The organism is Desulfovibrio simplex (genome assembly GCF_055387835.1).
Map to the genome: position 1 here is coordinate 2,030,679 of NZ_AP042377.1, position 23,732 is coordinate 2,054,410.

23 protein-coding genes and 1 tRNA gene are annotated in these 23,732 nt (G+C 56.8%); 16 read left to right on the forward strand and 8 right to left on the reverse strand.

Annotated elements, in window-relative coordinates; all coding sequences use genetic code 11:
• Positions 1-18: 18 nt before the first annotated feature.
• The 7 genes from nikR to ACZ5DH_RS08345 all read left to right on the forward strand — a co-directional run bounded on the left by nikR (position 19) and on the right by ACZ5DH_RS08345 (position 5,015).
• Positions 19-435 (forward strand): nickel-responsive transcriptional regulator NikR, encoded by a 417-nt coding sequence (gene nikR, locus ACZ5DH_RS08315; RefSeq protein WP_291302255.1) that lies wholly within the window; start codon positions 19-21, stop codon positions 433-435.
• Positions 435-1,223, forward strand: a complete 789-nt coding sequence (gene folE2 / locus ACZ5DH_RS08320; protein WP_464253864.1) for a GTP cyclohydrolase FolE2 — start codon at positions 435-437, stop codon at positions 1,221-1,223. Before nikR ends, folE2 begins: the two co-directional genes overlap by 1 nt.
• Positions 1,224-1,299: 76 nt before the next feature.
• Complete coding sequence (locus tag ACZ5DH_RS08325) at positions 1,300-1,701, forward strand: flagellar basal body rod C-terminal domain-containing protein (RefSeq protein WP_464253865.1); 402 nt, start codon at positions 1,300-1,302, stop codon at positions 1,699-1,701.
• Between the two features lie 143 nt (positions 1,702-1,844).
• Positions 1,845-2,939: a C40 family peptidase gene (locus ACZ5DH_RS08330; protein ID WP_464253866.1), complete on the forward strand. Its 1,095-nt coding sequence runs from the start codon at positions 1,845-1,847 to the stop codon at positions 2,937-2,939.
• A 217-nt stretch (positions 2,940-3,156) separates the two neighbouring features.
• Complete coding sequence (gluQRS, locus tag ACZ5DH_RS08335; protein WP_464253867.1) at positions 3,157-4,131, forward strand: tRNA glutamyl-Q(34) synthetase GluQRS; 975 nt, start codon at positions 3,157-3,159, stop codon at positions 4,129-4,131.
• 226 nt (positions 4,132-4,357) lie between these two features.
• Entirely contained in the window at positions 4,358-4,738 is a 381-nt protein-coding gene (locus ACZ5DH_RS08340; RefSeq protein WP_464253868.1) for a hypothetical protein, read from the forward strand.
• A 201-nt stretch (positions 4,739-4,939) separates the two neighbouring features.
• Positions 4,940-5,015 (forward strand) — tRNA-Thr (locus tag ACZ5DH_RS08345).
• A gap of 194 nt (positions 5,016-5,209) precedes the next feature.
• Here ACZ5DH_RS08345 and ACZ5DH_RS08350 read toward each other — a convergent pair.
• From ACZ5DH_RS08350 to ACZ5DH_RS08385, 8 genes are all read right to left on the reverse strand, one after another.
• Positions 5,210-5,554, reverse strand: coding sequence for a tyrosine-type recombinase/integrase (locus ACZ5DH_RS08350; protein WP_464253869.1), 345 nt, complete (start codon positions 5,552-5,554; stop codon positions 5,210-5,212).
• 508 nt (positions 5,555-6,062) lie between these two features.
• Positions 6,063-6,875 carry a DUF169 domain-containing protein gene (locus tag ACZ5DH_RS08355; protein ID WP_464253870.1) on the reverse strand — a complete coding sequence of 271 codons (813 nt, stop codon included), beginning with the start codon at positions 6,873-6,875 and terminating at the stop codon, positions 6,063-6,065.
• Positions 6,872-7,711 (reverse strand): DUF169 domain-containing protein, encoded by an 840-nt coding sequence (locus ACZ5DH_RS08360; RefSeq protein ID WP_464253871.1) that lies wholly within the window; start codon positions 7,709-7,711, stop codon positions 6,872-6,874. The genes ACZ5DH_RS08355 and ACZ5DH_RS08360 overlap by 4 nt, the downstream gene beginning before the upstream one ends.
• Positions 7,712-7,926: 215 nt before the next feature.
• Positions 7,927-8,379, reverse strand: coding sequence for a MarR family winged helix-turn-helix transcriptional regulator (locus tag ACZ5DH_RS08365; RefSeq protein WP_464253872.1), 453 nt, complete (start codon positions 8,377-8,379; stop codon positions 7,927-7,929).
• Between the two features lie 122 nt (positions 8,380-8,501).
• On the reverse strand, positions 8,502-11,645 hold the full coding sequence (locus tag ACZ5DH_RS08370) for an efflux RND transporter permease subunit (protein ID WP_464253873.1): 3,144 nt from the start codon (positions 11,643-11,645) through the stop codon (positions 8,502-8,504).
• 3 nt (positions 11,646-11,648) lie between these two features.
• Positions 11,649-12,455, reverse strand: coding sequence for an efflux RND transporter periplasmic adaptor subunit (locus ACZ5DH_RS08375; protein ID WP_464256526.1), 807 nt, complete (start codon positions 12,453-12,455; stop codon positions 11,649-11,651).
• Entirely contained in the window at positions 12,416-12,931 is a 516-nt protein-coding gene (locus ACZ5DH_RS08380; RefSeq protein ID WP_464253874.1) for a hypothetical protein, read from the reverse strand. Before ACZ5DH_RS08380 ends, ACZ5DH_RS08375 begins: the two co-directional genes overlap by 40 nt.
• A gap of 436 nt (positions 12,932-13,367) precedes the next feature.
• Positions 13,368-13,733: a MarR family winged helix-turn-helix transcriptional regulator gene (locus ACZ5DH_RS08385; protein ID WP_464253875.1), complete on the reverse strand. Its 366-nt coding sequence runs from the start codon at positions 13,731-13,733 to the stop codon at positions 13,368-13,370.
• A 32-nt stretch (positions 13,734-13,765) separates the two neighbouring features.
• Between ACZ5DH_RS08385 and ACZ5DH_RS08390 the strand changes: the two genes are divergently transcribed.
• The 9 genes from ACZ5DH_RS08390 (at position 13,766) to ACZ5DH_RS08430 (ending at position 23,726) form a co-directional block, all read left to right on the forward strand.
• A complete protein-coding gene (locus ACZ5DH_RS08390) occupies positions 13,766-14,086 on the forward strand; it encodes a hypothetical protein (RefSeq protein WP_464253876.1) in 321 nt (106 codons plus the stop codon).
• 492 nt (positions 14,087-14,578) lie between these two features.
• A complete protein-coding gene (locus tag ACZ5DH_RS08395) occupies positions 14,579-15,901 on the forward strand; it encodes a 2-hydroxycarboxylate transporter family protein (RefSeq protein WP_464253877.1) in 1,323 nt (440 codons plus the stop codon).
• A 117-nt stretch (positions 15,902-16,018) separates the two neighbouring features.
• Entirely contained in the window at positions 16,019-17,107 is a 1,089-nt protein-coding gene (locus ACZ5DH_RS08400) for a hypothetical protein (RefSeq protein ID WP_464253878.1), read from the forward strand.
• A gap of 329 nt (positions 17,108-17,436) precedes the next feature.
• Positions 17,437-17,709 carry a citrate lyase acyl carrier protein gene (citD, locus tag ACZ5DH_RS08405; protein WP_464253879.1) on the forward strand — a complete coding sequence of 91 codons (273 nt, stop codon included), beginning with the start codon at positions 17,437-17,439 and terminating at the stop codon, positions 17,707-17,709.
• Positions 17,709-18,563 carry an HpcH/HpaI aldolase/citrate lyase family protein gene (locus ACZ5DH_RS08410; protein WP_464256527.1) on the forward strand — a complete coding sequence of 285 codons (855 nt, stop codon included), beginning with the start codon at positions 17,709-17,711 and terminating at the stop codon, positions 18,561-18,563. Before citD ends, ACZ5DH_RS08410 begins: the two co-directional genes overlap by 1 nt.
• 12 nt (positions 18,564-18,575) lie before the next feature.
• Complete coding sequence (citF, locus tag ACZ5DH_RS08415) at positions 18,576-19,982, forward strand: citrate lyase subunit alpha (protein WP_464253880.1); 1,407 nt, start codon at positions 18,576-18,578, stop codon at positions 19,980-19,982.
• A 67-nt stretch (positions 19,983-20,049) separates the two neighbouring features.
• On the forward strand, positions 20,050-20,601 hold the full coding sequence (gene citX, locus ACZ5DH_RS08420) for a citrate lyase holo-[acyl-carrier protein] synthase (RefSeq protein WP_464253881.1): 552 nt from the start codon (positions 20,050-20,052) through the stop codon (positions 20,599-20,601).
• Between the two features lie 200 nt (positions 20,602-20,801).
• Positions 20,802-21,857, forward strand: coding sequence for a triphosphoribosyl-dephospho-CoA synthase (locus ACZ5DH_RS08425; RefSeq protein WP_464253882.1), 1,056 nt, complete (start codon positions 20,802-20,804; stop codon positions 21,855-21,857).
• A gap of 594 nt (positions 21,858-22,451) precedes the next feature.
• Positions 22,452-23,726, forward strand: a complete 1,275-nt coding sequence (locus ACZ5DH_RS08430; RefSeq protein WP_464253883.1) for a molybdopterin molybdotransferase MoeA — start codon at positions 22,452-22,454, stop codon at positions 23,724-23,726.
• Positions 23,727-23,732: the final 6 nt, after the last annotated feature.

Consider the following 23,732-nt stretch of genomic DNA (forward strand, 5'->3'; position numbering starts at 1 on the left):
GCGGCGCAGGATACTGCTATGGGAAATCTGGCACGCTTTGGGGTTTCGCTGGATGAAGACCTGCTGGAACCTTTTGATGAACTTTGCCGGCGCAAAAGCTATCCCAACCGTTCAGAGGCCATACGCGACCTCATCCGCAAGGCTCTGGTGGAAGAAAAGTGGAACAGCGACGCATATGGCGCGGGCACTCTTACCCTTGTTTACGATCATCATAAAAACGACCTTTCGCGTCGACTCATGCAGATACAGCACGATGATCACGACCTGATAGTCACCACGCTGCATGTGCATCTTGACCACTACAACTGCCTTGAGGTCCTGGTGCTCAAAGGGGAGCCCAACCGCATGCGCGCCCTGGCCGACAAACTCATCGCCTGCCGCGGCGTCAAGCACGGCACCTTTACCGGCACTACCACAGGAGAGGACCTGGCATAATGGAAGATGTGCAAAGCCATGCCCCGCAGGTGGCCCTGAACATAAACCGCGTGGGGGTGCGCGAACTCCGCCTGCCCCTGCTGGTGCGCGACCGTACCAAGGGCACGCAGCAGACAGTGGCCAGCGTGGACCTTGGCGTGGACCTGCCCTCCGCATTCAAGGGCACCCACATGAGCCGCTTTGTTGAGGCCCTGGAACAGTGGAACGCCGAAATAAGCTATCAGTCGGTACGCCGCCTGCTGCTGGACATCAAACAGCGCCTTGAGGCCAGACGGGCCTATGCGCGGTTCTGCTTTCCCTATTTCATAAAAAAATCAGCTCCTGCTTCGGGCATCCCGGCCCTTGTCAGCTATCAGTGCCGCCTCATCGGCGAACTGGACGATGAGGGCCAGCACTTCTGCCTTGAGGTCGACGTGCCGGTCATGACCGTCTGCCCCTGTTCCAAGGCCATCAGCGACGAGGGCGCGCACAGCCAGCGGGCAATGGTGCGCATGAATCTGCGTATGAAGGTTTTTTCATGGCTTGAAGATTTTATCGACATAGCCGAAGCCTCTGGTTCGTCAGCCGTGTACACCCTGCTCAAACGCGAGGATGAAAAATTCGTTACCGAGCATGCCTTTGCCCACCCCACTTTTGTAGAGGATGTGGTGCGCAATGTGGCGCAGCGTCTTTCGGAGCATGGGCAGGTCGAATGGTTCAGTGTTGAGGTGGAAAGTATGGAATCAATCCATAACCACAATGCTTTCGCAAGGATAGAGCGCCATATGAGTGACAGAAACCCGGTCTGATCCCCGGCGCTGCACACAAAAAAAGTTTTTTGCAATCATCTGATGGTTGTGCTAATTCTGCCGTAAGGTACAAGTGATGAGCAGTATCAGCACCAGCATGCAATTGGGCGCATCAGCCATGAACACCCATTCCTGGGGAATGGCTGTGGCGTCTCATAACGTGGCCAATGTCAGCACCGCTGGCTTTGAGCCGCAGCGTGCCGTCTATGCTACAGGCCCTGCGGGACAGGGAGTACGCCTTGATGCAGTGCTTCAGGGCGGCGTTCCTTCCGGCCCCGGCGGCACGTCATTCAGCGCGGCCCAGGCCGTTTATGACGTGACTTCAGGCCTGCCCCTCGAGGCTGCAAGCCCCAGCGGCACGGACCTCGGCCGTGAAATGGTTTCAATGATCACCACCCAGCACGCGTATAAGGCCAATGCAGCGGTCGTTCACGCCGGTGACGCCATGCTTGGCACCTTGCTGGATATCAAGGCCTAGCGCCACAAGCACAAATGCTCCGGTCTCACGGGACCGGGCCAGACACCAAAGGGCTGAGCCCTGACCGTTGACGCCGGGCATGCCCGCATTCTGACTGACTAGCCGCCGCTTTCAGCGGGCGGCACAACATTTGTGGAGCGCTGATGGGAAAATGTCTTAAACTATGCGTGTTGATGCTGGCCTGCATGCTGGCTTTCGGCTGCGCCTCCAAAAGTGGCTCGCGAGATAATGGCATCAACACCCCGCATGCGGAGCGGTTCCGCCGCTCTTATGAAGCTGCATTTGACTCCAACCAGCAGGAATCCAGCCAGCAGTTACTGCGCAAGGCCAGATCCGCCATCGGCACCCCGTATGTGCGCGGTGGAACGACCCCGGACGGTTTCGACTGTTCGGGTTTTGTATGCTGGACGTATAAAAGCGTTGGCGTGCAATTGCCCCGCACTGCCCGTGAACAGTCCGTCATTGGGCAGCGCATCAGCAATGTGGAAGAAATGCGCGCAGGGGACATCGTGGCCTTCCGTCATCCCCGCCGTGGCTATCACACCGGCATCTACGTTGGTGACGGCAAATTCATCCACAGCCCCCACAAGCGTACGCGCGTGCGCATCAACTCGCTTGATGATCCCTACTTCAAGAGCACCTTTCTTGGAGCGCGCCGCGTAAAGGTTGAGGGCGGCGAAACCATGATAGCCCAGGCTGAAAGCCGCCTTAACGACTTTACGGAAGAACGGGTGGTGCGCGAACTGTCCCGCGACAAGAAAAAGGCCGGCAAAACCAGCGCGCGCAGCGGCAAACGCGATGACAGCCGTGATGAGAGCCGGGGCAAGAAAAAGGACAAGGTCGTACAGGTCGCCAGCAACGATAAAAAAAGCAGCACTACGACCCGGCAACAGACTTCCACCTCGGAAAAATCCGGCAAGGCTTCAGCTTCGGAAAAATCCAGCAAGGCTTCAGCCTCGGAAAAATCCGGCAAAGCTGCCGCTTCTGAGAAATCCAGCAAGGCTTCCGCCCAGTCCGGCTCAGGCAAGTCTTCCGCCCAGGCCAGTTCGGGAAAATCCAGCGCCCAGGCAAGCTCAAGCAAGGCTTCGGCAGATAAAGACAAGGCCGCCAAGTCTCCCAGCCAGAAAGCCGAGACCAAAAAAAGCGAAAGTAAAAAATCCGCTCCTGCCAAGGTGGCTACCAAGGCCGAACCCAAGAGCAAAAAAGAGCAGCCCAAGGGCAAGGGCGACAATTCTTAACAGGCAGTGATTGATGGCGTGGCGGGCCTGGCCCGCCACCGCATACAGAACTGGAATCGGCGAAACTGCGCTGCCCGGCATGCAATGCGCCGTTGGTATCGTTCTGAATTCCTGTCTGCGTTTGCGGCATAAAACCAGATGTGCCTGCGATATTTTATAGTGATATACTTTTGCTGACAGCGGCAGCCCTGCTGCCCACCAAGCCACCCCAGCAGCCATGCATCAACCATCGCGCCCATGCGGCAGGCTTGCGCCAAGCCCTACCGGCCATATCCATATGGGCAATGCCTGGGCTTTTTTGCTGGCCTGGCTGGCTGCGCGGGCTCAAGGCGGGCGGCTGGTCATGCGCCTTGAAGACATAGACCCGCAAAGGTCACGGCCCGAATATGCGGCCACCCTCCTGGATGATCTGCATTGGCTTGGGCTGGATTGGGATTACGGCCCCGATGTGGGGGGCCCTTGCGGCCCATACGTGCAAAGCGAACGCGGATCGATATATGCCGGGGTTCTGGCGCAGCTGGAAAAGGCGGGGGCAACCTACCCCTGCTTTTGCACCCGCAAGGAGTTGCGCCAGCTTGCCGCGGCCCCGCACGTTGATGACGCGGGCGCGCCTTACCCGGGAACATGCCGCGATCTTGACGATGAGCATATTCAGGCAATGATCCGCAGCGGGCGCCGGGCCAGCATACGCCTGCGTTGCCCGGAAGCACCCATATCTTTCACCGACCTGCTGCTTGGAGCGCAAACTTTTTTTCTTACCGACTGCGGGGGCGATTTCGCGCTGCGTCGCTCTGACGGCGTTGTGGCCTATCAACTCGCCGTTGCTGTTGATGACGCCCTCATGGGCGTCACACAGGTCGTACGGGGAAGAGACATCCTGACTTCAACGCCGCGCCAGATTGCGCTTCTTCAGCTCTTGGGCTATGGTGCGCCTTCCTACGCCCATGTGCCTCTGCTTCTTGACGAAGAAGGAGAGCGTCTGGCCAAGCGCCACAACAGCCTGTCTCTGCGGTATCTGCGGGAACAGGGGGTTGATCCGCGCCGCATTGTGGGTTTGCTTGGCATGTTGGCCGGTCTTGGGGCTTCCGCACGCGCTGTCAGCCCGGCGGAACTTTTGCCAGCCTTTGACTGGAGCCGTCTGCCAAGGCAGGACGTACGCCTGCGAAACAGTCATTTGCGTGGTCTGCTGTAACAGGCCGTCACGGGCGCTGACCAGTATGGGGCAAGAGCCCCCCTGCGTTGCAAGAGTGAACGGCCCAAGAGCAGATTGCCCCTGAGAATATGATTCTCAGGGTTACGACACGCCGGTTGCAATGCTTAACCACGCACATTAATTACGCTAGCGCCTTTACGGCGGGCGGCTGATCCGCGGTCTTTTTTTCAACGACAGCGTATCTCGTAACCTGATGGGGGAGTGCATGACTTCGCAAAATCTGAATCAAACTTTTCTGGATGAAATATTCCCTGCTTCGCGGGCGGATGATTTTTTCGACGCGCTGTTTGGCGGCGCTGAAGAGGGCGCTTACGACATTGGCCTTGTCTGCCGCGAGATAAGCCCCGATAAAGCCCATCTGGCTTTTGAACTGCGCCAGCGCCCCGGCAAATGCCTCGTCTGCAACCTGACGTATGGTCTGCCGCAGGTATTCCAGCGCCATCCCATCCTTAACGTGGCGGGGGTAGCGCGGGCTGTGGCCCAGGAACTGGGGTGGCCGGCTGAAAACGTCAACTGGAAGCTGGGGCATACTGAAGAAGTCAGCCGTGAACTGCACGCCATTCCCCTGATTCTTGAAAAGGCCTGATCTTGCACGCCAGCTTGCCTTGACAAGCGGAAGTTTTTTTGGCAATAGTTCCCGGTCGCCGGTTTCGGTTTACGGACTGAGCCGCTGTAGCGCCACATGGGGCGAAGCAGCAGTTTTGACGCCTTAGACCTGATGGGAGGGATTGCAGCCACGAACATGATTCACTGGCCCTTTCACCCGGCACAAAAGCACATTTCTCATGCCGCCTTGGCTCAGTTGGTAGAGCGACTGATTCGTAATCAGTAGATCATCAGTTCAAATCTGATAGGCGGCTCCATTAATCAAAAGGGCTTACGCACTCCGTAAGCCCTTTTTTTGTGGTAAATTCCGCACCAAGTTGCACCAAATCATTTTTCCTCTTTTAGACCAGATTAACTTTGAGAATAGACATTCTCAAAGTTTAAGACACGCATACTTCGGCGCTTAACAGAGCAAATAAATTGCGCTTACGCCTTCGCTGCGGGCGCCTGCTCACGCAGTCGCCAGAGCAATTTCAAAGTGAAAATGCTCTAAAATATCCAAGGTGGGCATTGATTCTGCTGCGCGAGCCTGACCCAAGGGCGTAACGTGAGCATACGTTGACCCTGTGGTAGCAACGCTTGAATGTCCAAGCTGCGCGCCAGCCACGGCAGCCAAATCAGCGCCGTTTGCAAGCATTGTCGTGGCAGCAACGTGGCGCACTGCGTAAGGCTTCATCTGTCCCCCCGCACGACGACAGGCTAAAAGCCATGCGGTCCGGTAGGCCAACACCCTCATGCCGTTTCGATGGCAGACCAATGGAATGCCATTCCGCATGTCTTGGGCAAAGCGCGCCATTGCTTCATCATAATAAGCGTGATTGCGACTTCTGGCCGCGCGCGCTGTGCGTTATCGGCTTGCTGCATCATTCCTCCCTACTCCCCCGTGCGGCGGAGGCCCCAATCATTCAAAAATTCAGGTGTCATAACTCCTCCTTCACAAATAAAAAAACATTGCCGTTTTACCGACAATGTGGTTTTTCTCGTTCAGCCTCTATTTCCCTGTGGGGCTAAGGTAGCCCGCCCCTATTGTTGGGGGTGGGCTTTTTATTTCTCAGTGGCGGCGTGATGGGGCCAGCCCGTTGACCGCCAAGCAACGCAGCGTCCGTAAAATGATCTTTGGCAAGCTTGGCCTTGCCGGAGCCTATACAGCCCCGACAGACGCGCATAACAGAGCTTGCGTGTCTGGCCGCTTGGGGTCTTTCTGGGTTTCGGGCCTTTCTCGGCCTTGCTGTGCGCAGCAGCCTGGGCGAATGTTGCAACCTAATTTTATTATTCGCTGCAACTCATTATATGTACGTAAATTTCTATTTCTTTTTCATCATGGTTTTCCAGGCATAACGGTTCAAGAAGCTTTCAGGCGCGTTGCCAGCCATTTCTTCATACATTTCCAGCGGCACAGCGAAAGAAAGTATATCACTCCCCAAGATTTTGTTTAAATAAAAGCGGGCTGATATATCCGTGAGACCGATGATGGCCTGCGGGTTTCCCTGTTCCGCCTCGGCAAAGGGATACAGACCAAAGCAATTGCACCCTGCCCCGAAAGGAATACGAACATTATCCATGCCTTTTCGCGCATAATTCGCAAGCACAACAAGAGCGGACAGCTGGTCGGGATTGACCAGAAAAGCGACAACCTTTGGAACTTCGCCTTTCCGAACATCCCGGAGAGGCTTCATAACAATATATGGGCCATCCGGCCTGGCCTGCGGTAACTGGTCAACCCAATCCTGCACCAACTCGGTGGTCTTACAGAACCCTTCGCCTTCCGAGTATTCTTCAATTAAAATTTGGGGAGCGCCTGCTTCTTTTAAGCGTGCAATCATCGTTTGACCGAGTTCGCAATGCTCGTTTCCTATGGAAAGAAAACGTAGGAAACATTCATGGCCGCCAGGAAAATCGTCCGTGCGCATCACATCGAGGCCGAAGCCACTGGCCGCGCCATGACATCGGCAACTGTCTTTTGACAAGGCGACGGTTTTCCCTTTGGCAGCTTGAGCTATCAGCAGCATGGAGCACATGGGAGAGGTCAGCTTTACTCCTTCCGGTAACTCTTGCGCATAGTAGATTGCTAAAGGTGGAAAGCGGAGCTGGAGCGCGTTTTCAAGATAGGTATTCACTTCTTTTCGACCTCCTTCCAGGCATGTTTGCTTTTTATCACTTTTTTTCTGCAACCTTCCCAAGTATGTCGGGTAAGTGCTGATGTTTCCATGCGGTCAAGCATTTTACGGTATAGCGACAAGGGAGCGGCAAAGCTCAACTCGTCCGTTTTCATAAATTTGCGGGCCGAGAGGTCAAAGCCGCCAATAACTCCACATTCAATGCCGCGTTGCCCGTATACAAGCGGCCAGGAAATGATATTGGTGCAGCCCGCTCCAAAAGGCGCAATAACCGCATTGTGGCTGCCTACTGTATAAATGGTCAGAGAATGGAGCCCGGTCAGCGCCTCCGGCCTGACAAAGAACGCAACCACCAGAGGCCGTTCATCATCATTAAATTGATCCAGGGGCTTGAGGATGCAGTATTTTTTGTTATCCAAAGGCAGAGCGCAATCTTCCATAAACGCCCGCATACTCTCCGGTGAAGGCATGTAATGTTCGCCTTCCATAAAGGTTCCGGGAATGCCCGTAGAAACATATTTAACATTTGTATCAAGGTACGGCCCATAGACACCGGAGAAATAGCCTCCCCCCATGCAACCGCACTCTTCATGGCTTATCCAGGCCGCTTTTCCTTTTTTTCGGGCCAACCAAAGGTTGCCGAAAATACAGGAAAAATTTCCGAAGGCTTTCTGCCAGTCTATTTCCCCCGCTTCTTCACGCTCGCGGCTAAAAATCTCGCCAGGCTTGGGGCCGTAACCGTCAGGCTTTTCGTCGGAGTAAAAAATACCAAAGGGCATTTCATCATGTCCAAGTAGTTCCAGTAGCCTTTCTGTTTTTTCAATCAGTGTTTTCATGCCTGTCTCCTCGCTCGGTTAAGGTTGGCGATTGTTGCTGTTTAAATCGGTTAAACGTCTTGGAAGTATCGCCGCGAAAACTTAGTATATAAAATCAACTGTTGATAAAAACAACAAAACTGTAAAAAAACGGCACAAAGAACGACCATAACCAGCCCTAAAAATACAATTAACCCTTGCCTTATGCTTTAAAATATACCCTTATTATTCAACAGTTACCCATATGTTTCCTTGAGATTGCGTTTGATGGCGACAAGTACCTTCATGCAGGTCGCGGCGTCTTCCTGGGAAACACCGTTAAGAGCATGGCGTAACGATTCAGAGGCGACAGCAAAGACACGTTCACGCAACTCAAGTGATGCGTTCGTCGCACGAATATTTTTTTTCCGTTCATTCTCGGAATCGATTTCCTTGCTAATCAGTCCCTTATCTCTCATGGCGGAAAGAATACGGCTCATAGCGGACTTATCGACACAGTGCACGGCAGCAAGCTCCTCCTGCGTGGCGCTGCCCCTTTCCCAAAGCAAAACCAAAACACCCCACTGATCCGGCGTCAGGTCGATATCCAACTCCTTCAGCTTACGACGAAGCGTGGAGTTAAGCATCCGATAGGCTGTTATCGTCAAGAATCCGATGGATTCCTCAGAACGGTAAAATGATTTATTCATGTTTATAGCATATGTTCAACTGTTGATGTTGTCAAATCAGTTTCATATGAAGTTTTTGTGCAACGAAGCACCATCAGCTGCCTGTTTCATCGTCAGCTGATGGTGCCGCTGCCTTATGTCTGTTATCCCTGAAAGACAGAGCTTTCCTTCTCCTTTAAAGCCTTTTGATGCCTTGCCCGAGGCGAAATCCGCATCACCAAAACATAGAAAAGTGGCGTCAGGAATATGCCGAAAAGGGTGGCGGTAATGACGCCGCTGACCACGGTGACGCCCACGGCGTTTTGCGCACCGGAACCGGCATCCGAACTCAAGGCCAGCGGAATAACGCCAAGAGAAAAGGCCAACGAAGTCATGATGATGGGGCGCAGCCGGATACGCGCCGCCTGCAACGTGGCGGACAGAATATCCTGCCCTTGCGCATGAAGCTCTTTTGCGAACTCCACAATCAGGATGGAGTTTTTGGCGGACAGCCCCATAATCGTCAGGATGCCTATTTTAAAATACACGTCATTATTCATCCCCATGACGGTAACGCCCAAAAGTGCGCCAAATAGCCCCGCAGGCATGACCAAAAGCACGGAAAGAGGAATGCTCCAGCTTTCATACAAGGCCGCCAGACAGAGAAAAACAACCGCTACGGATATGCCGTATAGCAAAAGCACCTGCGCTCCGGCCCTTTTTTCCTGGAAGGAAATGCCCGTCCACGAATGGCCGAACCCCGAAGGCAGTTTGGCTACGATCTCTTCCATCGCGGCCATAGCCTGCCCGGTGCTCATTCCCGGCGCGGCTTCTCCGTGGATTTCCCTGGATGGAATGCCGTTATAGCGTTCCAACCTTGGCGAACCGCGCATTGAGCCAACGGTAAGAAAGGAGGAAAAAGGCACCATATCGCCCTTTTTGTTGCGTACATAATATTTTTTCAGATCACTGGCCTGCATGCGAAAATCCGTATCCGCCTGCAAATAGACTTTTTTGGTGCGGCCCCGATCCATAAAGTCGTTCACATAGACGCCGCCCCAATACGCGGAAATGGCCTGATCTATTTCACCCTTGGTCAAGCCGAGAGCGCCTGCCTTGGCTAAATCTACCTGTAGAGAATACTGCTCCACATCTTCAAGCCCTGCTGGCCTGACATAACGCAGTGCCGGATGTTGCGACGCCATCCCCAAAAGCATGTTGCGGGTGTTCATCAGTGCTTCGTGTCCTCTGTTTCCTCTGTCCTGCAGTTCAAAGACAAAGCCGGAAGAACTGCCGAGTTCGACAACCGGAGGCGGCGCGAAAATGAATATCCTGCCCTCTGCTATAGTTGCAAAATGCGCTCTGGCCCGATTCATGATGGCGGGGACTCGAGAGGCTTCGTCCTTGCGCGTACCCCAACTATTCAGAGTAATGTATATTTGTCCGGTGTTTTCTCCCCGGCCCATGAAGCTGTTCCCGGCCACGGTAAACAGCGTATGAACCAATCCGCCTTCAACGGTGCGGAAATACCGATCCACTTCTTCCATAACAGCTTGAGTGCGTTCAAAAGTCGCGCCCGAAGGCATCTGCACGGTGACGAAGATGACCCCCTGGTCTTCATCCGGCAAAAAGGACGTGGGCAGACGGAAAAACAAAACCCCTACCAGCAGAAGTCCTATACTAAAAGCGGCCAGATATCTGGCTGGCCGGGCCAGAATTTTTTTCACTCCATTTTCATATTTGACGGCAAGTAGGTCGAACAAATAATTGAAGCGTCCTGAAAAGCTTTTAGGGGATAACGATTGCGTTTTAGGTTTCAGCATTGTCGCACACAAGGCGGGCGTAAGGATGAGGGCGACCAAGGCGGATAGAGTCATTGACGTTACAATCGTGATGGAAAACTGCCGGTAAATGACGCCCGTAGAGCCTTCCATAAAGGCCATAGGCACAAAAACCGCCGCAATGACCAGGGCGACACCGACGAGCGCGCCTGAAATCTGATCCATAGACTTTCGGGCGGCGTCTTTTGGATTCAGATTTTCTTGGTGCATCAGCCGCTCCACGTTTTCCACCACCACTATGGCGTCATCCACCAGCAGTCCGATAGCTAAGACGATGCCGAACATGGTCAGGATGTTGATGGAGCATCCAGTGACGGCAAGCACTCCGAAGGTGCCGAGCAGAACTACGGGAATGGCGATGGTTGGAATGATTGTGGCGCGAAAATTCTGCAAAAATAACAACATAACCAGAAAAACCACTAGGATGGCTTCTCCCAAGGTTTTGAATACGGCCTTGATCGATACGTCGATGAACGCTGTGGTGTCATAGGTTGGAAATGTTTTGAGGCCCGGCGGGAAAAATTCCGACAGCGTCTCAAGTTCCGCCTTGATTGCCGCTGCCGTTCGCAGAGCGTTGGCCCCGGAGGCCAACCTGAAAAGAAGCGCCGCTCCCGGCATACCGTTACCGCGCGATATGTCCAGAAATTGTTCCCGGTTCAACTCAATGCGGGCGATGTCTTTGAGCCGCAGAAAGGAGCCGTCAGGGTTGATACGGATCAGGATGTTTTCGAACTCTTCAACCGTTTGCAGACGTGAGGCGGCATTCAGGGTGATATTGATTTCCTGCCCCGGCCTTGCAGGCGATGCACCCACCTGTCCCCCGGCCACCTGGTTGTTCTGTTCCCTTATGACAGCGATGACGTCCGAAGGGTTGAGGCGATATTTTTCCAGCTTCAAAGGGTCGCACCAGACGCGCATGGCATACTGCGCCCCTGACAATGTGGTCTGCCCCACACCGGGTATGCGGTTGAGGGCGTCTTTCACATTGCTGGCGACGTAATCACCGATTTCCGCACTCGTCAGTTTGCCGTCTTCTGAGACAAAGCCAATGATCAGAAAAAGGCTGGCCGCAGATTTAGCCACAGATGTACCCTGGCGTTGTACTTCCTCCGGCAGAAGGGGCAGAGCGAGTTGCAGCTTGTTCTGCACCTGAACCTGGGCGATATCTGTGTCCGTTCCAGTTTCGAAAGCCAAGTTGATGGAGGTGGAGCCGGAAGAATCGCTGGTAGAATACATATAAAGCAGATTGTCGATGCCTCCCATCTGCTGCTCGATGACCTGGGTCACCGTGTCTTCCACGGTCTTGGCCGAGGCTCCGGGATAATTGGCAGCAATAGTGATCAGGGGCGAAGCAATGTCCGGGTACTGCGCCACCGGGAGCCGGGCCATAGCGAAGGCTCCGGCCATCATGATAAAGAGGGCGATAACCCAAGCGAAAATGGGGTGGTCAATGAAAAAGCGGGACATGACCTACCTCTGCTCCAAACTGTATCTTTGGGAGGAAACCAGAGTCGCCGGTGGGGTCTGTTCTTCGCCTACAACCACCATGCCCGGACGTACATGAAGATGGCCGTCCGTGACCAGTAACTCGCCGGACGACAGCCCATCGGCAACAAGCCACCTGTTCGCGTGGTCACGTCCGATGGTGATGGTACGGGCCTCGACGTAAAACTCTTTCTCTTCCAATGGCCGGGGAGCCGCCTCGCCATGAAAGGGAGGCTGCTTAGTCAGCACAAAGACCTGCGGCCGGTTCGCCATATCCCTGCCCACACTTTTTTGAGGCACAAGCAAAGCATTCTCAACAACACCTTCCTCAATGACCGCCCGCACATACATGCCGGGCAGCAGCGTTCCATCGGGATTGTCAAACCTGATCCTGACAGTGACGACATTGGTGCTCGGAACAACAGTGATGTCGGAAAAAAGCAATTCTCCCTCCAGCCAATCCACCTCGCCTTTGGCATCGGCGGAAAGGCGTGTATATGGTTCTCCGTCTTCAAGATAAAGCCTGACTTTTGCGGCGCTTCCGTGGTCGTTCTTAAGCGCTCCACGGGCAAGCCCACGGCGTATTTGCAAAAGCTCGGTCGTAGGTTGCGACACATTCACATACACCGGGCTGATTTGCTGCACTGCGGCAAGGGGTTCCGACTGATTTTGTGTCACCAGTGTTCCCGGAGTGACGAAAGAAAGGCCGATTCTGCCGCTCACCGGCGAAGTCACCTTGGTGTAGCCGAGGTTTATCCGGGCTGATTCAAGGGCTTCCCTGGCGGCTTCAATCCGCGCCTTGACACGCCATAAGCGGCGATTGCATCATCATAATCCTGCTTACTGATCGCGTTGGACTTCACCAGAATGGTATACCGTTCGGCCCGTAAACGAGCCGCGTTTTCATCGGCAAGAGCCATACCCAGTTCCGCTTTGGCGTTTTTGTAGGCCGCTTCATAAAGTACCGGGTCAATCTGGTACAAAACCTGCCCCGCAACGACATCCGCCCCTTCTTCGAACAGCCTCTCCAGGATGACTCCGTTCACCTGGGGACGAACTTCGGAAAGAGTGAAGGGCGAGACTCTTCCCGGCAGTTCTCTGGTCACAATCACCTGTTCGGCTGCCAATAATCGGGTATAGGGTATCGCCGGGGACGCCTGATGGTGCATCGCGGGTTCGCTGCAAGCGGTCAGAAATATGCCTAGCATCAAAAGCAAGGATACCTTGCCGGGCAACCTGCATACAGTAAAAACCGGTAGCATGCTCATACTGGCCTCGTTGCGGGGGTATATAAAAATTTCAATGTGCCATTTATTTTTCGAACAATATTTACAAACACAACAGTTGATAATATCAATTTAATTGGTAAAAAAACGTATATAGCAGATCTCCTGTGCGAAAAATAAAGGGTACGATCAGAACTGTCGCGCCTTAAGGTTATCTTTTATGGTGCCAAGAACCTGTATACATATATTTATATCTGCATTGCATATATTGTTCAGCGACCGGTTCAACGCAATAGTATCCACCGTGAGAACTCCTTTACGCAAGACAAGGGATGCTTCCGATGCGCGAATAGTCTTCTTCCTGTTATTGATAGAATTTACCGCCCTGCTTATTAGAGCATTTTCACTTTGAAATTGCTCTGGCGACTGCGTGAGCAGGCACCCGCAGCGAAGGCGTAAGCGTAATTTATTTGTGCTGTTAAGCGCCGAAGCATGCCTGTCTTAAACTTTGAGAATGTCCATTCTCAAAGTTAATCTGGTCTAGACCCTTTCCTTCCATGACTGAAAGAGTACGGCTCATACTGGACTTATCGAGACACAGGACCGATGCAAGCTCTTCTTGGGTAACACTCTGCTTTTCCCAAAGTAGCATGAGGGTTCCCCATTGCTCCGGCGTCAGTTCAATGCAAGCCTCTTTTAACTTGCGCCGGAATAGTGCGGTCATAAGGCGATAAGCTGTAATCGTCATAAGACCTATGGATTCTTCTAAATGATACTCGTGACTATTCATAACCGGTATGTATTCACAATTGTTTAATCTATCAACTGTTGCGACTGTAAACATACTGGGCGCAAGAAAATCCCTTGCGGGGCTTCTTGGAAGTCTTCTGGAATTATCGTTCCTGGCTATTTTCCATCACACTCCGGCCATCCGGCGCAGCCCCAAAAATCATACCTGCCCTTACCGTCCCTGCCGGGCTTTTTCACCCGATGCAGCATAGGTTTGCCGCACTTGGGGCAGATTTTGCCCGTGGACTTGGCAAATTCCCGCACCTCTCTGGAAAGCTGTTCATGGTAGGTCAGCGCTGGTGTGAACGAGCTATTGCTATTTTCAAAGAAGCGGGTTTTATGAGCGTGACCCAACCCAGGACGCAAAATGAGGAAGGGAAGATTTTGGCTGCAGAGCTATTCGTGTAATGACGGAAGCCCTCATTGAGTAGCTTGGCCTTGGCCCTATGTTACACCGTGAGCGCGCCAGGGCATCAGAAAGGTTACGGCGCAAGGCACAGAAGGCAAACCGCAAGCTGTCCGAGTTTATGGGCCGTATGCGGGACTTGCCCGTGGCTTCGCCTCACACCGGTCAGGGCACGCATGTTTTCCGCCGGCAGCGCGCCCGGAGCATCCACAGATATTTGGGCAAAGGCCAAAGCCGTCTTGCGCCTTCACGACGAGGCCCGCTCCACAGCCGCACGAACGTTTCAAGGCAAACATGCCCTGACAGGAGCCCCGCAGCGACAGGAACCCACAGTGGCTAAAGGGCAGCAACCTCTATTTTTATCGAGAAAAGGCCGGGCTTACATAAGTTACATAACTTTCAAAACTTCAGAAACATATTATAAAGTTACATAAAAAGATTTTGGAGGGTTGCAGGAGTAAACAAAAGACAAATTCTGTCAGGAGGGTTTACTCATGCAACACGCAGAAACAACGTCCGGCGGCCTGTTGGACAGGTTTTGCAGCTTCAAGATCGGGCCGGTTCCCCTGCCCCTGTACATATGTTTTGCCATCATCATCTTTGCGGCCTCCTATTTTGGCAAGCTGCCCAAGGACATGATCGGCGGCTTCGCCGTCATGCTGGTCATGGGCATACTCCTTGGCGACATGGGGCTGCGCATTCCCGTTCTCAAGGACATCGGCGGGCCGGCCATCCTTTCCATCTTCATTCCTTCGGTTCTTGTGTATTACAGCCTGCTTGACGGCCCCGCCAAGGAGGCCATCATGCATTTTACCGCCAACAAGAACGGGGGAGCGAACTTTCTTTACTTCTATATAGCCTGTCTTGTGACGGGCAGCATACTCGGCATGCTACGGCAGGTGCTCATCCAGGGCTTTTTGCGCATGTTTGTGCCGCTGATTCTGGGCACCATAGCCAGTTGCATGGTTGGCACCGCCGTGGGTACCCTGCTGGGCCACGGTCTGTTTGAGACATTCTTTTATATTGTAGTGCCCATCATTTCCGGCGGCGTTGGTGAAGGAATCCTGCCCCTGTCTGCCGGTTATGCCGAAATTCAGGGCACCGACCCCGGCAGGTTCATCGCCATGGTGGCTCCGGCCGCCATGCTTGGCAACGTCACCGCCATTATCTGCGCAGGCATCCTCAAACGCTACGCGGTGAAAAATCCCCACCAGACCGGCAACGGCAAGCTTGTGCGTGTGGGCGACGACAACCTGAACCTCACGAAAGAAGAAGAACCCATTGACGTGACCATTCTGGGCATGGGCCTGCTGACCGCTTGCTGCTTCTATCTGTTCGGCATGCTGGTCAACCTTGTCATCCCCATTCCCGCCCCCATCATCATGATTCTCTCGGCCGCCATTGCCAAGGCCACCAACATCATGCCCAAGGTGGCGGAAAAGGCCGCGTACCAGTTTTACCTGTTCGTTTCCAAAAACCTCACCTGGGCGCTCCTTGTGGGCGTGGGCGTCTGCTACACGCCGTGGAAGGACGTTGTGGCGGTCATTCAGCCAAGCTACGTCATCACCGTGGTCTGCACGGTGCTGGCCATGGTGGGCACTGGATTTTTCAGCGCCAAATTCCTTAACATGTACCCCGTGGAAGCGGCTCTGGTTACCGGCTGCCACAGCGGTCTCGGCGGCACGGGCGACGTGGCCATTCTCTCCGCCGCCGGACGTATGGAACTCATGCCCTTTGCCCAGATATCCACGCGCATTGGCGGCGCGGCCGTGGTCGTCCTGGCCGTCATCCTCATGCGTATGTTCTACGCGGGCTAAAGGTGATATTCTCCAACTGAAGCTGCCGCGCTTGCATGGCGCTCACCCTTTTCCGCCGCCCCGGCCATACTGCCATATGGCCGGGGTCGGGGCGACGGGAAGAACACAGGAAGGCATATGCAGGGCTATTTTGAAATCATTACAGACCATGACCTCGCCCAGGCTCAAGCGCTGCTCGCATTGTCGGGGTTGAGTCTGCCCGCAGGACGCACCTACGGCCTCGGCTTTTACGAGGACGGCCAGCTGGCGGCCTGCGGCTTTCTTGCGGGCACGGTTCTCTGCGGCATCTGCGTGGCTCCGCATGCCCGTGAGGGGGGCCTTGCCACCTCCATTCTGAGCCGCCTTGTGCTGCATGGCAGGCAGGAAGGCGCAAGCCATTTCTTCATCTTCACCAAGGCCTCGGAGGCGCAGAAATTCGGGGCTTCCGGTTTTGACCTTGTGGCGGCGACACAAGACGCGGCCCTGCTGGAACAGGGGAGGCCCAACTATGCCGACTGGCTCGCTGCCACACGGGACGCCATACGCGGTCACGGCTGGAAACAGGATGTTGCTGATGCTCCCGCCGCCACGGGCCTTTCTTCGCATGCGAGGCTGGGGGCCATTGTCATGAACGCCAACCCCTTCACACGGGGGCATGAATATCTGGCCCGCGCCGCTGCCGCAGCCTGTGAAAAGCTGCTGGTCTTTGTGGTGGAAGAGGACGTTTCCGTTTTTCCCTTTGCCGTGCGGCTTAATCTTGTACGCAAGGGCCTCGTCGATGTGGACAATATCCTTGTGCTGCCCGCCGGGCCGTACATGGTGTCGCGCGCCAGTTTTCCGGCCTATTTCACGGCGGATGCCAAGGTGGGCTCGGTTCACGCCGCGCTTGACTGCACCATATTCGCCACGCGCATTGCCAAAGATCTGGGCATAGGCCTGCGCTTTGTGGGCACAGAACCGCTTGATCCCGTCACCGCCGCCTACAATGCCGCCATGGCGGCCGTGTTTGAAGGGCACGCCATTGAACTGCATGAAATTCCGCGTCTGCAAACCGACGGCCAGGCCATAAGCGCTTCAAAAGTGCGGGCGCTCTTCAGGGGCGACGTCTCAGGGGCGGCATGGCAGGAGATGGCGCACTTGCTGCCTCCAGTGACCCTGGACTTTTTGCGCTCCGCCGACAGCGCGCGGATACGGCAAAAGCTCAGGGAGCATGTCGGACGACATTGATATTTTCAGGGCATTTTACCTTTAAAAGGGGGAAACGCTCTGACGCTGTACGAGAGTGCGGCGCGCTACAGCGTGGCGTGATTCCGCCGAGCCTCAGCCGTTGCGACGCAGGCTTAAAGCGTTGTGACGCAGGAAACTACGGATAAAGCAACGGCTGCCGCGAAGACAGCAATTGGTTAATGGCTGTCGCCATCCGTAAGCGGCAAAGACCCGCGAACGGCTACCGCAAATCGCATTTTTCGGCTGAATGACAAATTGAGATGTGAAGCATTTCAAGGTTAATCTTGTCCAGTTCCCAAATGGCGCCCCTGGCCGCCGCAGGAGACATAATGAACAACCAATGCAGTGCCATGGCAGGCACACTGGAATCCAACGACATTTTCATCACCATTACCGCTGTGGGCGGAACAGATACGTCCATCAGCCTTTCCAGCATCGTCATGAACCAGTTTGGCGAGGCCATCCGTTCGGTTGTGGCACAGTGCATGGCGCAGTCCGGCCTCAAGGGCGTTGAAGTCACGGTTCAGGACAAGGGCGCGCTGGAATGCACCATCAAGGCCCGTATGGAAACGGCCATTGCCCGCTTTAAGGAGAAAATGTGATGCGCAACAGAACCTTTCTTTTCATGCCGGGCAACAACCCCGGCATGCTTGCCAGCGCGCAGTGTCTGGGAGCGGATGTGGTCATCTTTGACCTTGAGGATGCCGTGGCCCAGTTGGAAAAAGACGCCGCTCGCACACTGGTGAGCCATGCCCTGACAGAACTGCGCCCGCAAGGCGTGGGGGTGACGGTACGCATCAACGGTCTGGACACGCCCTACTGGCAGGCTGACATGCAAGCCGTGGTCGCCGCCGGAACGGATTTTGTCATGGTGCCCAAGATTGAAAGCGCGGAGCAAGTGCTGCAAGTGGCCGAAGCCATAGAAAGCGCGCGGCAAAAATGCGGCAGCACCGCAACCGTCAAGGCCCTTGCCATCATTGAAAGCCCCCTGGGGCTGGAGAACGCCTACGCCATAGCTTCGGCCAGCAAGGCCCTGCACGGCATCCTTCTTGGCGCTGAGGATTTCACCGCGTCGATGGGTGCGCAGCGCACAGCCGAAGGGGCCGAGATCGCCTATGCCCGCTCGCGTCTGCTTACGGCCTGCAAGGCTGCGGGCGTTCTGGCCATTGATACGCCCTTTCCTTTTGTGTCTGACCTTGAAGGACTTGAAAAAGACGCCGCCTTTGCCGTGCAGTTGGGTTTTGACGGCAAGGCCGTCATTTCGCCCCACCACGTGCACAGGGTCAACCAGGCATTCATGCCCGCGCCGGATAAGGTCAACTGGGCCAGACGCGTCATGGCGGCGGCCCGCAAAGCCAGCGATGAAGGCAAGGGAGCCGTTTCACTGGACGGAATGATGATTGACCTGCCCATTATCAAACGGGCGGAACGCATCCTGCTTCTGGCTGATGCATAAGGGGGCGCTGTAATGAAACGCAAATATATATCCACCATTGCCGCCGCGCTGCGTGAATGCGGGCTCAAGGACGGCATGACCCTGTCTTTTCACCACCACCTGCGCAATGGCGACCATGTGGTCAACATGACCATGGACGCTGTGGCCACCCTTGGGGTCAAGGGCATCACCGTGGCCTGCTCTTCGCTTTTTCCCGTGCACGAGCACCTGATCGAGCATATCAAGACCGGCGTCATCACAGGGCTTGATACGGACTACATGAGCGGCCCCCTGGCCAAAGCCGTCACAGGCGGCATTTTGCCCACGCCCGTCATGTTCCGCTCGCACGGCGGGCGGCCCCGCGCCATAGGCGAAGGCTCGCTCAAGATAGACATCGCCGTGGTCGCCGCGCCCGCCGTGGGCGCCATGGGCAACATCACCGGCACAGAAGGCCCGTCCGCCTGCGGCTCGCTGGGCTATATCATCCCCGACACGCAACATGCCGCAAAGGTCATCGCCGTGACCGACCATGTGGTTGAGGGCGGCCTTGGCCGCGTGAGCATACCGCACGACGTGGTGGACCATGTGGTTGTTGTGGACAAAATCGGCGATCCTGCGGGCATTGTCTCCGGCTCCATCAGCCTCACGCGCGATCCTGTGGCCCTGGCCATTGCCCGCAACGCCCAGGCCGTCATCAAGGCCTCCGGCCTGCTGCACGACGGCTTCTGCTATCAGACGGGCGCTGGCGGCGCTTCGTTGGCGGCATCGCTCTTTCTGCGCGAAGACATGCGCGCCATGAAGGTGCACGGCGGTTTTCTGCTCGGCGGCATCACCAAATACATGGTCGAAATGCTTGAAGAAGGCCTGTTCGATAACGTGTTTGACGTGCAGTGCTTTGACCTGAGCAGCGTCAAATCCATTGCCCAGAACCCGCGCCACGTTGAAATATCCGCCGACACCTACGCGAACCCCAACAGAAAAAGCAATTGCGTGGACTTTCTCGACGCCGTCCTGCTGGGCGGCACTGAAATCGACCTTGATTTCAACGTCAACGTCACCACGGATTCCAACGGCAATATCATCGGCGGGTCCGGCGGCCACAACGACGCCGCAGCCGGGGCCAAGCTGACCATCATCGTGGCCCCCCTGGTGCGCGCCCGCCTGCCCATTGTGGTGGAAAAATGCACCACCCTGACAACCATAGGCTCCACAGTGGACGTGCTGGTGACGGAACGCGGCATTGCCGTGAATCCGGCCCGCAAGGAACTGGCGGACAGACTGCGTGACGCGCGCCTGCCCGTATGCGGCATTGAAGACCTGCACGACCAGGCCGTGCGCATGACCGGCAAGCCTCTTGCCTACGAGCGCGGCGACAAGGTCGTGGGCACGATGGAATACCGTGACGGAACCATTGTGGACCACATCTACGCCACAAAATAACGGACACACGCCCCCTGCTCCGGCGCGGCGAAAGCCCTGACACCGCCGCGCCGGAATCGGAGTTTTCATGAGCCTGAACGACATCCTTGCCGCCATCCTTGCCGCCATCCTTGCTGAAAGAGAAGCGCGCTGGAGCACGCGCCGCGAGCTTGCCGCAACCTGCGGGCAGGCCGTGATTTCGCTCACGCTCAACATCCCCGGATCGGATAAAAATCCGGCTGGTTCGGCGCAGACCTTCGACAGCCTGCGGCAGGCCCTTCGCCGCGCCATTGCGCGTGACTGCGGGCACGCAGCCTGTTTCGCGGCCGAAACAGAACGCGCCGGAGTGGACGGCCCCTGCTGGATAGCCGCCGTGAACCTTGACCCGGCACAGCTTAAGGCGCTTTGCGTGGCCGTGGAAGAAGAGCACCCCTTGGGCAGGCTGGCTGATGCGGACGTGCTCAACGCGCAAGGGCAGCCTGTGAACCGGTCGGACCTGGGCCTTCCCCCGCGGCGCTGCTTTTTGTGCCAAGCCCCGGCAAGCCTCTGCCGCAGACAGGGCAAGCACGATCCGGAAGAAATCATGGCCCATGTACGTGGTCTGCTGACCCTTGCCCGCAGCGCGGACGCCCAATCCTGATGCTCTGCCTTTTTGCTGCTCGGGTTCAGGGACGGCGCACCTGAATCAAGGCCGGAATCGGGTTCAGAATCGGGGCCGGAGTCCCCGTCGGAGCCGAACCGCAATCGGAACCGGAATCAGGCAAACAACAGAAAAATATCCTTCGTGCGCCGCACAACGGCCCTTACATCCAACACTGGCAAGCCCACACGGAACCCCGCATGCCTGAAGTCCCCCGCCTGCTCTCTTCATCCGCCATGCCGGGTACGGCAATGCCAGCCCCTGTCCCGCTGCCGAGCCTGAAAAGCCTGTGCGCATGTGCCCGCACGCGGCATGAAAAATCACCCGTTTCCTCGGCCCGCGTTGGCGAACTGGCCACACGGGCCGCCATTCTTGAAGCCGCCGCCGGGCCAAAGCCGGGGCTGGTCTGTCGTGACAGCCAGGGCGCGCATACGGACATGAACTACATCACCTTTGTGCGCAGCGCTCTTGCCCTGCAAGGCTATTTCACCCAGGCCCACGCTCTGGGATCGGCCACCACAGCGCTGGAGACGCGGGATGTCTTTCCACGCCTGCGGGCGCTGGGCCTCAAGGCCGAACACGACATGTTCGCGGCCACCAGTGGCGTCAATACCCACAAGGGATTGATTTTCTCCCTGGGCCTCTTCTGCGCCGCCGTAGGAAGAATGGGCAGCGCCGCAAACGTGCAGGCCCTCTGCCGCACGGCGGCCTCCTTTGTGCGAGGCATCACCGGAGCGGACATGGCCGCCCTGCCCTGCGGCCCCAAGGCGGCACAACTGGCCATTCCGGGTTTCTGCCCTCACAAGGCGCGGCATGCCCTGCCCAAGGCCATGCGCCCCCTGCTGGAAAAACCCCTGGGCCGCAGCCTGACCCCCGGCGAGGTCATCTATGTCATGTACGGCATGCGCGGCGTGCGCGGCGAGGCGGAGCAGGGCTTTCCCGGCGTGGCCCTTGCCTGCCACAGCCTGCGGCGGCATGACGCGGCCGTGAACATGAACAGGGCCATGGTCCACACCCTGCTGGAACTGCTGGCCCGCGTCGAGGATACGAGCCTGCTCTGGCGCGGGGGCGGCAGAGGCTTTGCCCTGGCACGAGCTTACGCGGCCACGGCCCTTGACGCTGGGGGGCTGGACACCGCCGACGGCCGCCGCACCCTTGACCGCATGGGCGCGGCCTTTGTGCGACGCAGGCTCAGCCCCGGCGGCTGCGCCGACATGCTCGCCACAGGCGTTTTTCTGCACCTGCTCGGCCGCTAGTAGCAATGTCATATTGGAATGCTTTGTGGGGAGGGAATGCTTTGTGGGGGAGGGACCCTTTTGTAAAAGGGTCTCCTCCCCCACGCCCCCACCCCCCAAAACTTTTACCGCAGTTCACTGCCCGACCGCACAGGGCCAGAGCATTTTCACAATGAAACTGGCTGGCGACGGCGCACACCTGTTCTCTCACGTCTCCTTTGCCATCCTACAGTGCTCACTATCCTAAAAAGATTGCCTCGGGCCTGCCTCTGAACGCATGCAACAACTCGGCTAGCACACCACGCAAGGCACATGCGGCGCACCTCCGGTTTAGTGCCATACCGCGATCCCCATGCCGCGCTCCCCTTGGCGCGGCTTTTGTCGAGCGGCATTCATGTATTGCCCTTTAGCAAGGTTTACTGCTAAATTTAAAGGGTTATCCATTTTGTCGGAGCAGGTTGGCCTTGGGCTATGCGTTCCCAATGGCAAAACCCGCCGGTTACGGCGCGTCCCCGCGCAAACGGGGTGCGTTTGCGGTTTTTTGGCGGGCGCTGCCCACGCGTCCACCCGCATTTCACGGTGAAAATGCTCTAAAATGCCACCCGGAGGCCCGGCGTGAAATCCTTTTTGACCTTGCAGCCCGTGGAAACGGTTATTGGCCATATCCGTACCTTTCCCGTGCTGCGCGCCGAACGCGTCCCGCTGGACGCGGCCTCTGGCCGCCGCCTTGCGGATGATTTTACGGCCCCCGCAGACCTGCCCGGATTCGACCGCGCCACTGTGGACGGCTACGCCGTGCGGGCCCGCGATATTTTTGGCGCGCAGGAGGGCAACCCGGCCCTTGTGGAATGCGTGGGCGACTGCCCCATGGGGGCGGCTCCCTCCGTCATTCTTCACGAGGGGCAGACGGCGCGCATACTTACGGGCGGCATGCTGCCGCAGGGCGCGGACTGCGCGGTTATGGTGGAGTATTCCCGCACTGCCGGTGGCAACCTTGTGGAACTGACCCGCAGTCAGGCCCCAGGCGACAATGTCGTTCTGCGTGACGACGACGCTGCCGCCGGAGCGCGGCTCCTCTCCGCCGGACGCCGCCTGCGCCCGCAGGACATCGGACTTCTGGCGGCCTTTGGCCAGACGAAGGTGGCGGTGCGGCGCAGCCCGCGCGTGGCCATTGTGTCCACCGGGGATGAAGTCGTGCCCATTGAAGAAACGCCGCCGCCCGGAAAAGTCCGCGACGTCAACGCCCACAGCATCGCCGCCCTGTGCCGCGAGGCAGGGGCGCAGGCGGTGCGGGCCGGGCTTGTGCGCGACGATGCCGGTGAACTTGAGGCGTGCCTTACACGGCTTGCCGACGAATACGATGTGGTGGTGGTGTCGGGCGGTTCGTCGGCGGGCATGCGCGACCACACGGTTGAAGTGTTCACCGCCGTGCCCGGTGGAGAAATTCTCACTCACGGCGTGGCCCTCAGCCCCGGCAAGCCCTTCATTCTGGGCCGCGCCGCCGCTGCCGGGCGCACGGTCTGCCTCATGGGGCTGCCGGGGCATACCGCCAGCGCCCTCATCTGCGCGCGGGTCTTTCTGCTGCCCCTGCTCCACCATCTTCAGGGCCAGACAGAGCCGGAAATTGCCCCCCGCGTTCCGGCGCGCCTGACGCGCTCCATAGCCTCGGCACAGGGCCGCCGCGACTACCTGCGCGTTCGTCTGACGCCGCTTGCGCAAACAGCGCCCAACAGCGGCGACGCACTGTGCCCGCTGTATGAGGCCGACCCCCTCACGGGAACCTCCGGCATTATTACCGGCATGACGGCGGCTGACGGCCTGCTGGTCTGCCCGGAGAACCGCGAAGGACTCAATGCGGGAGATATGGTCATGGTGGAACTGTTTCAGTAAAGCCGC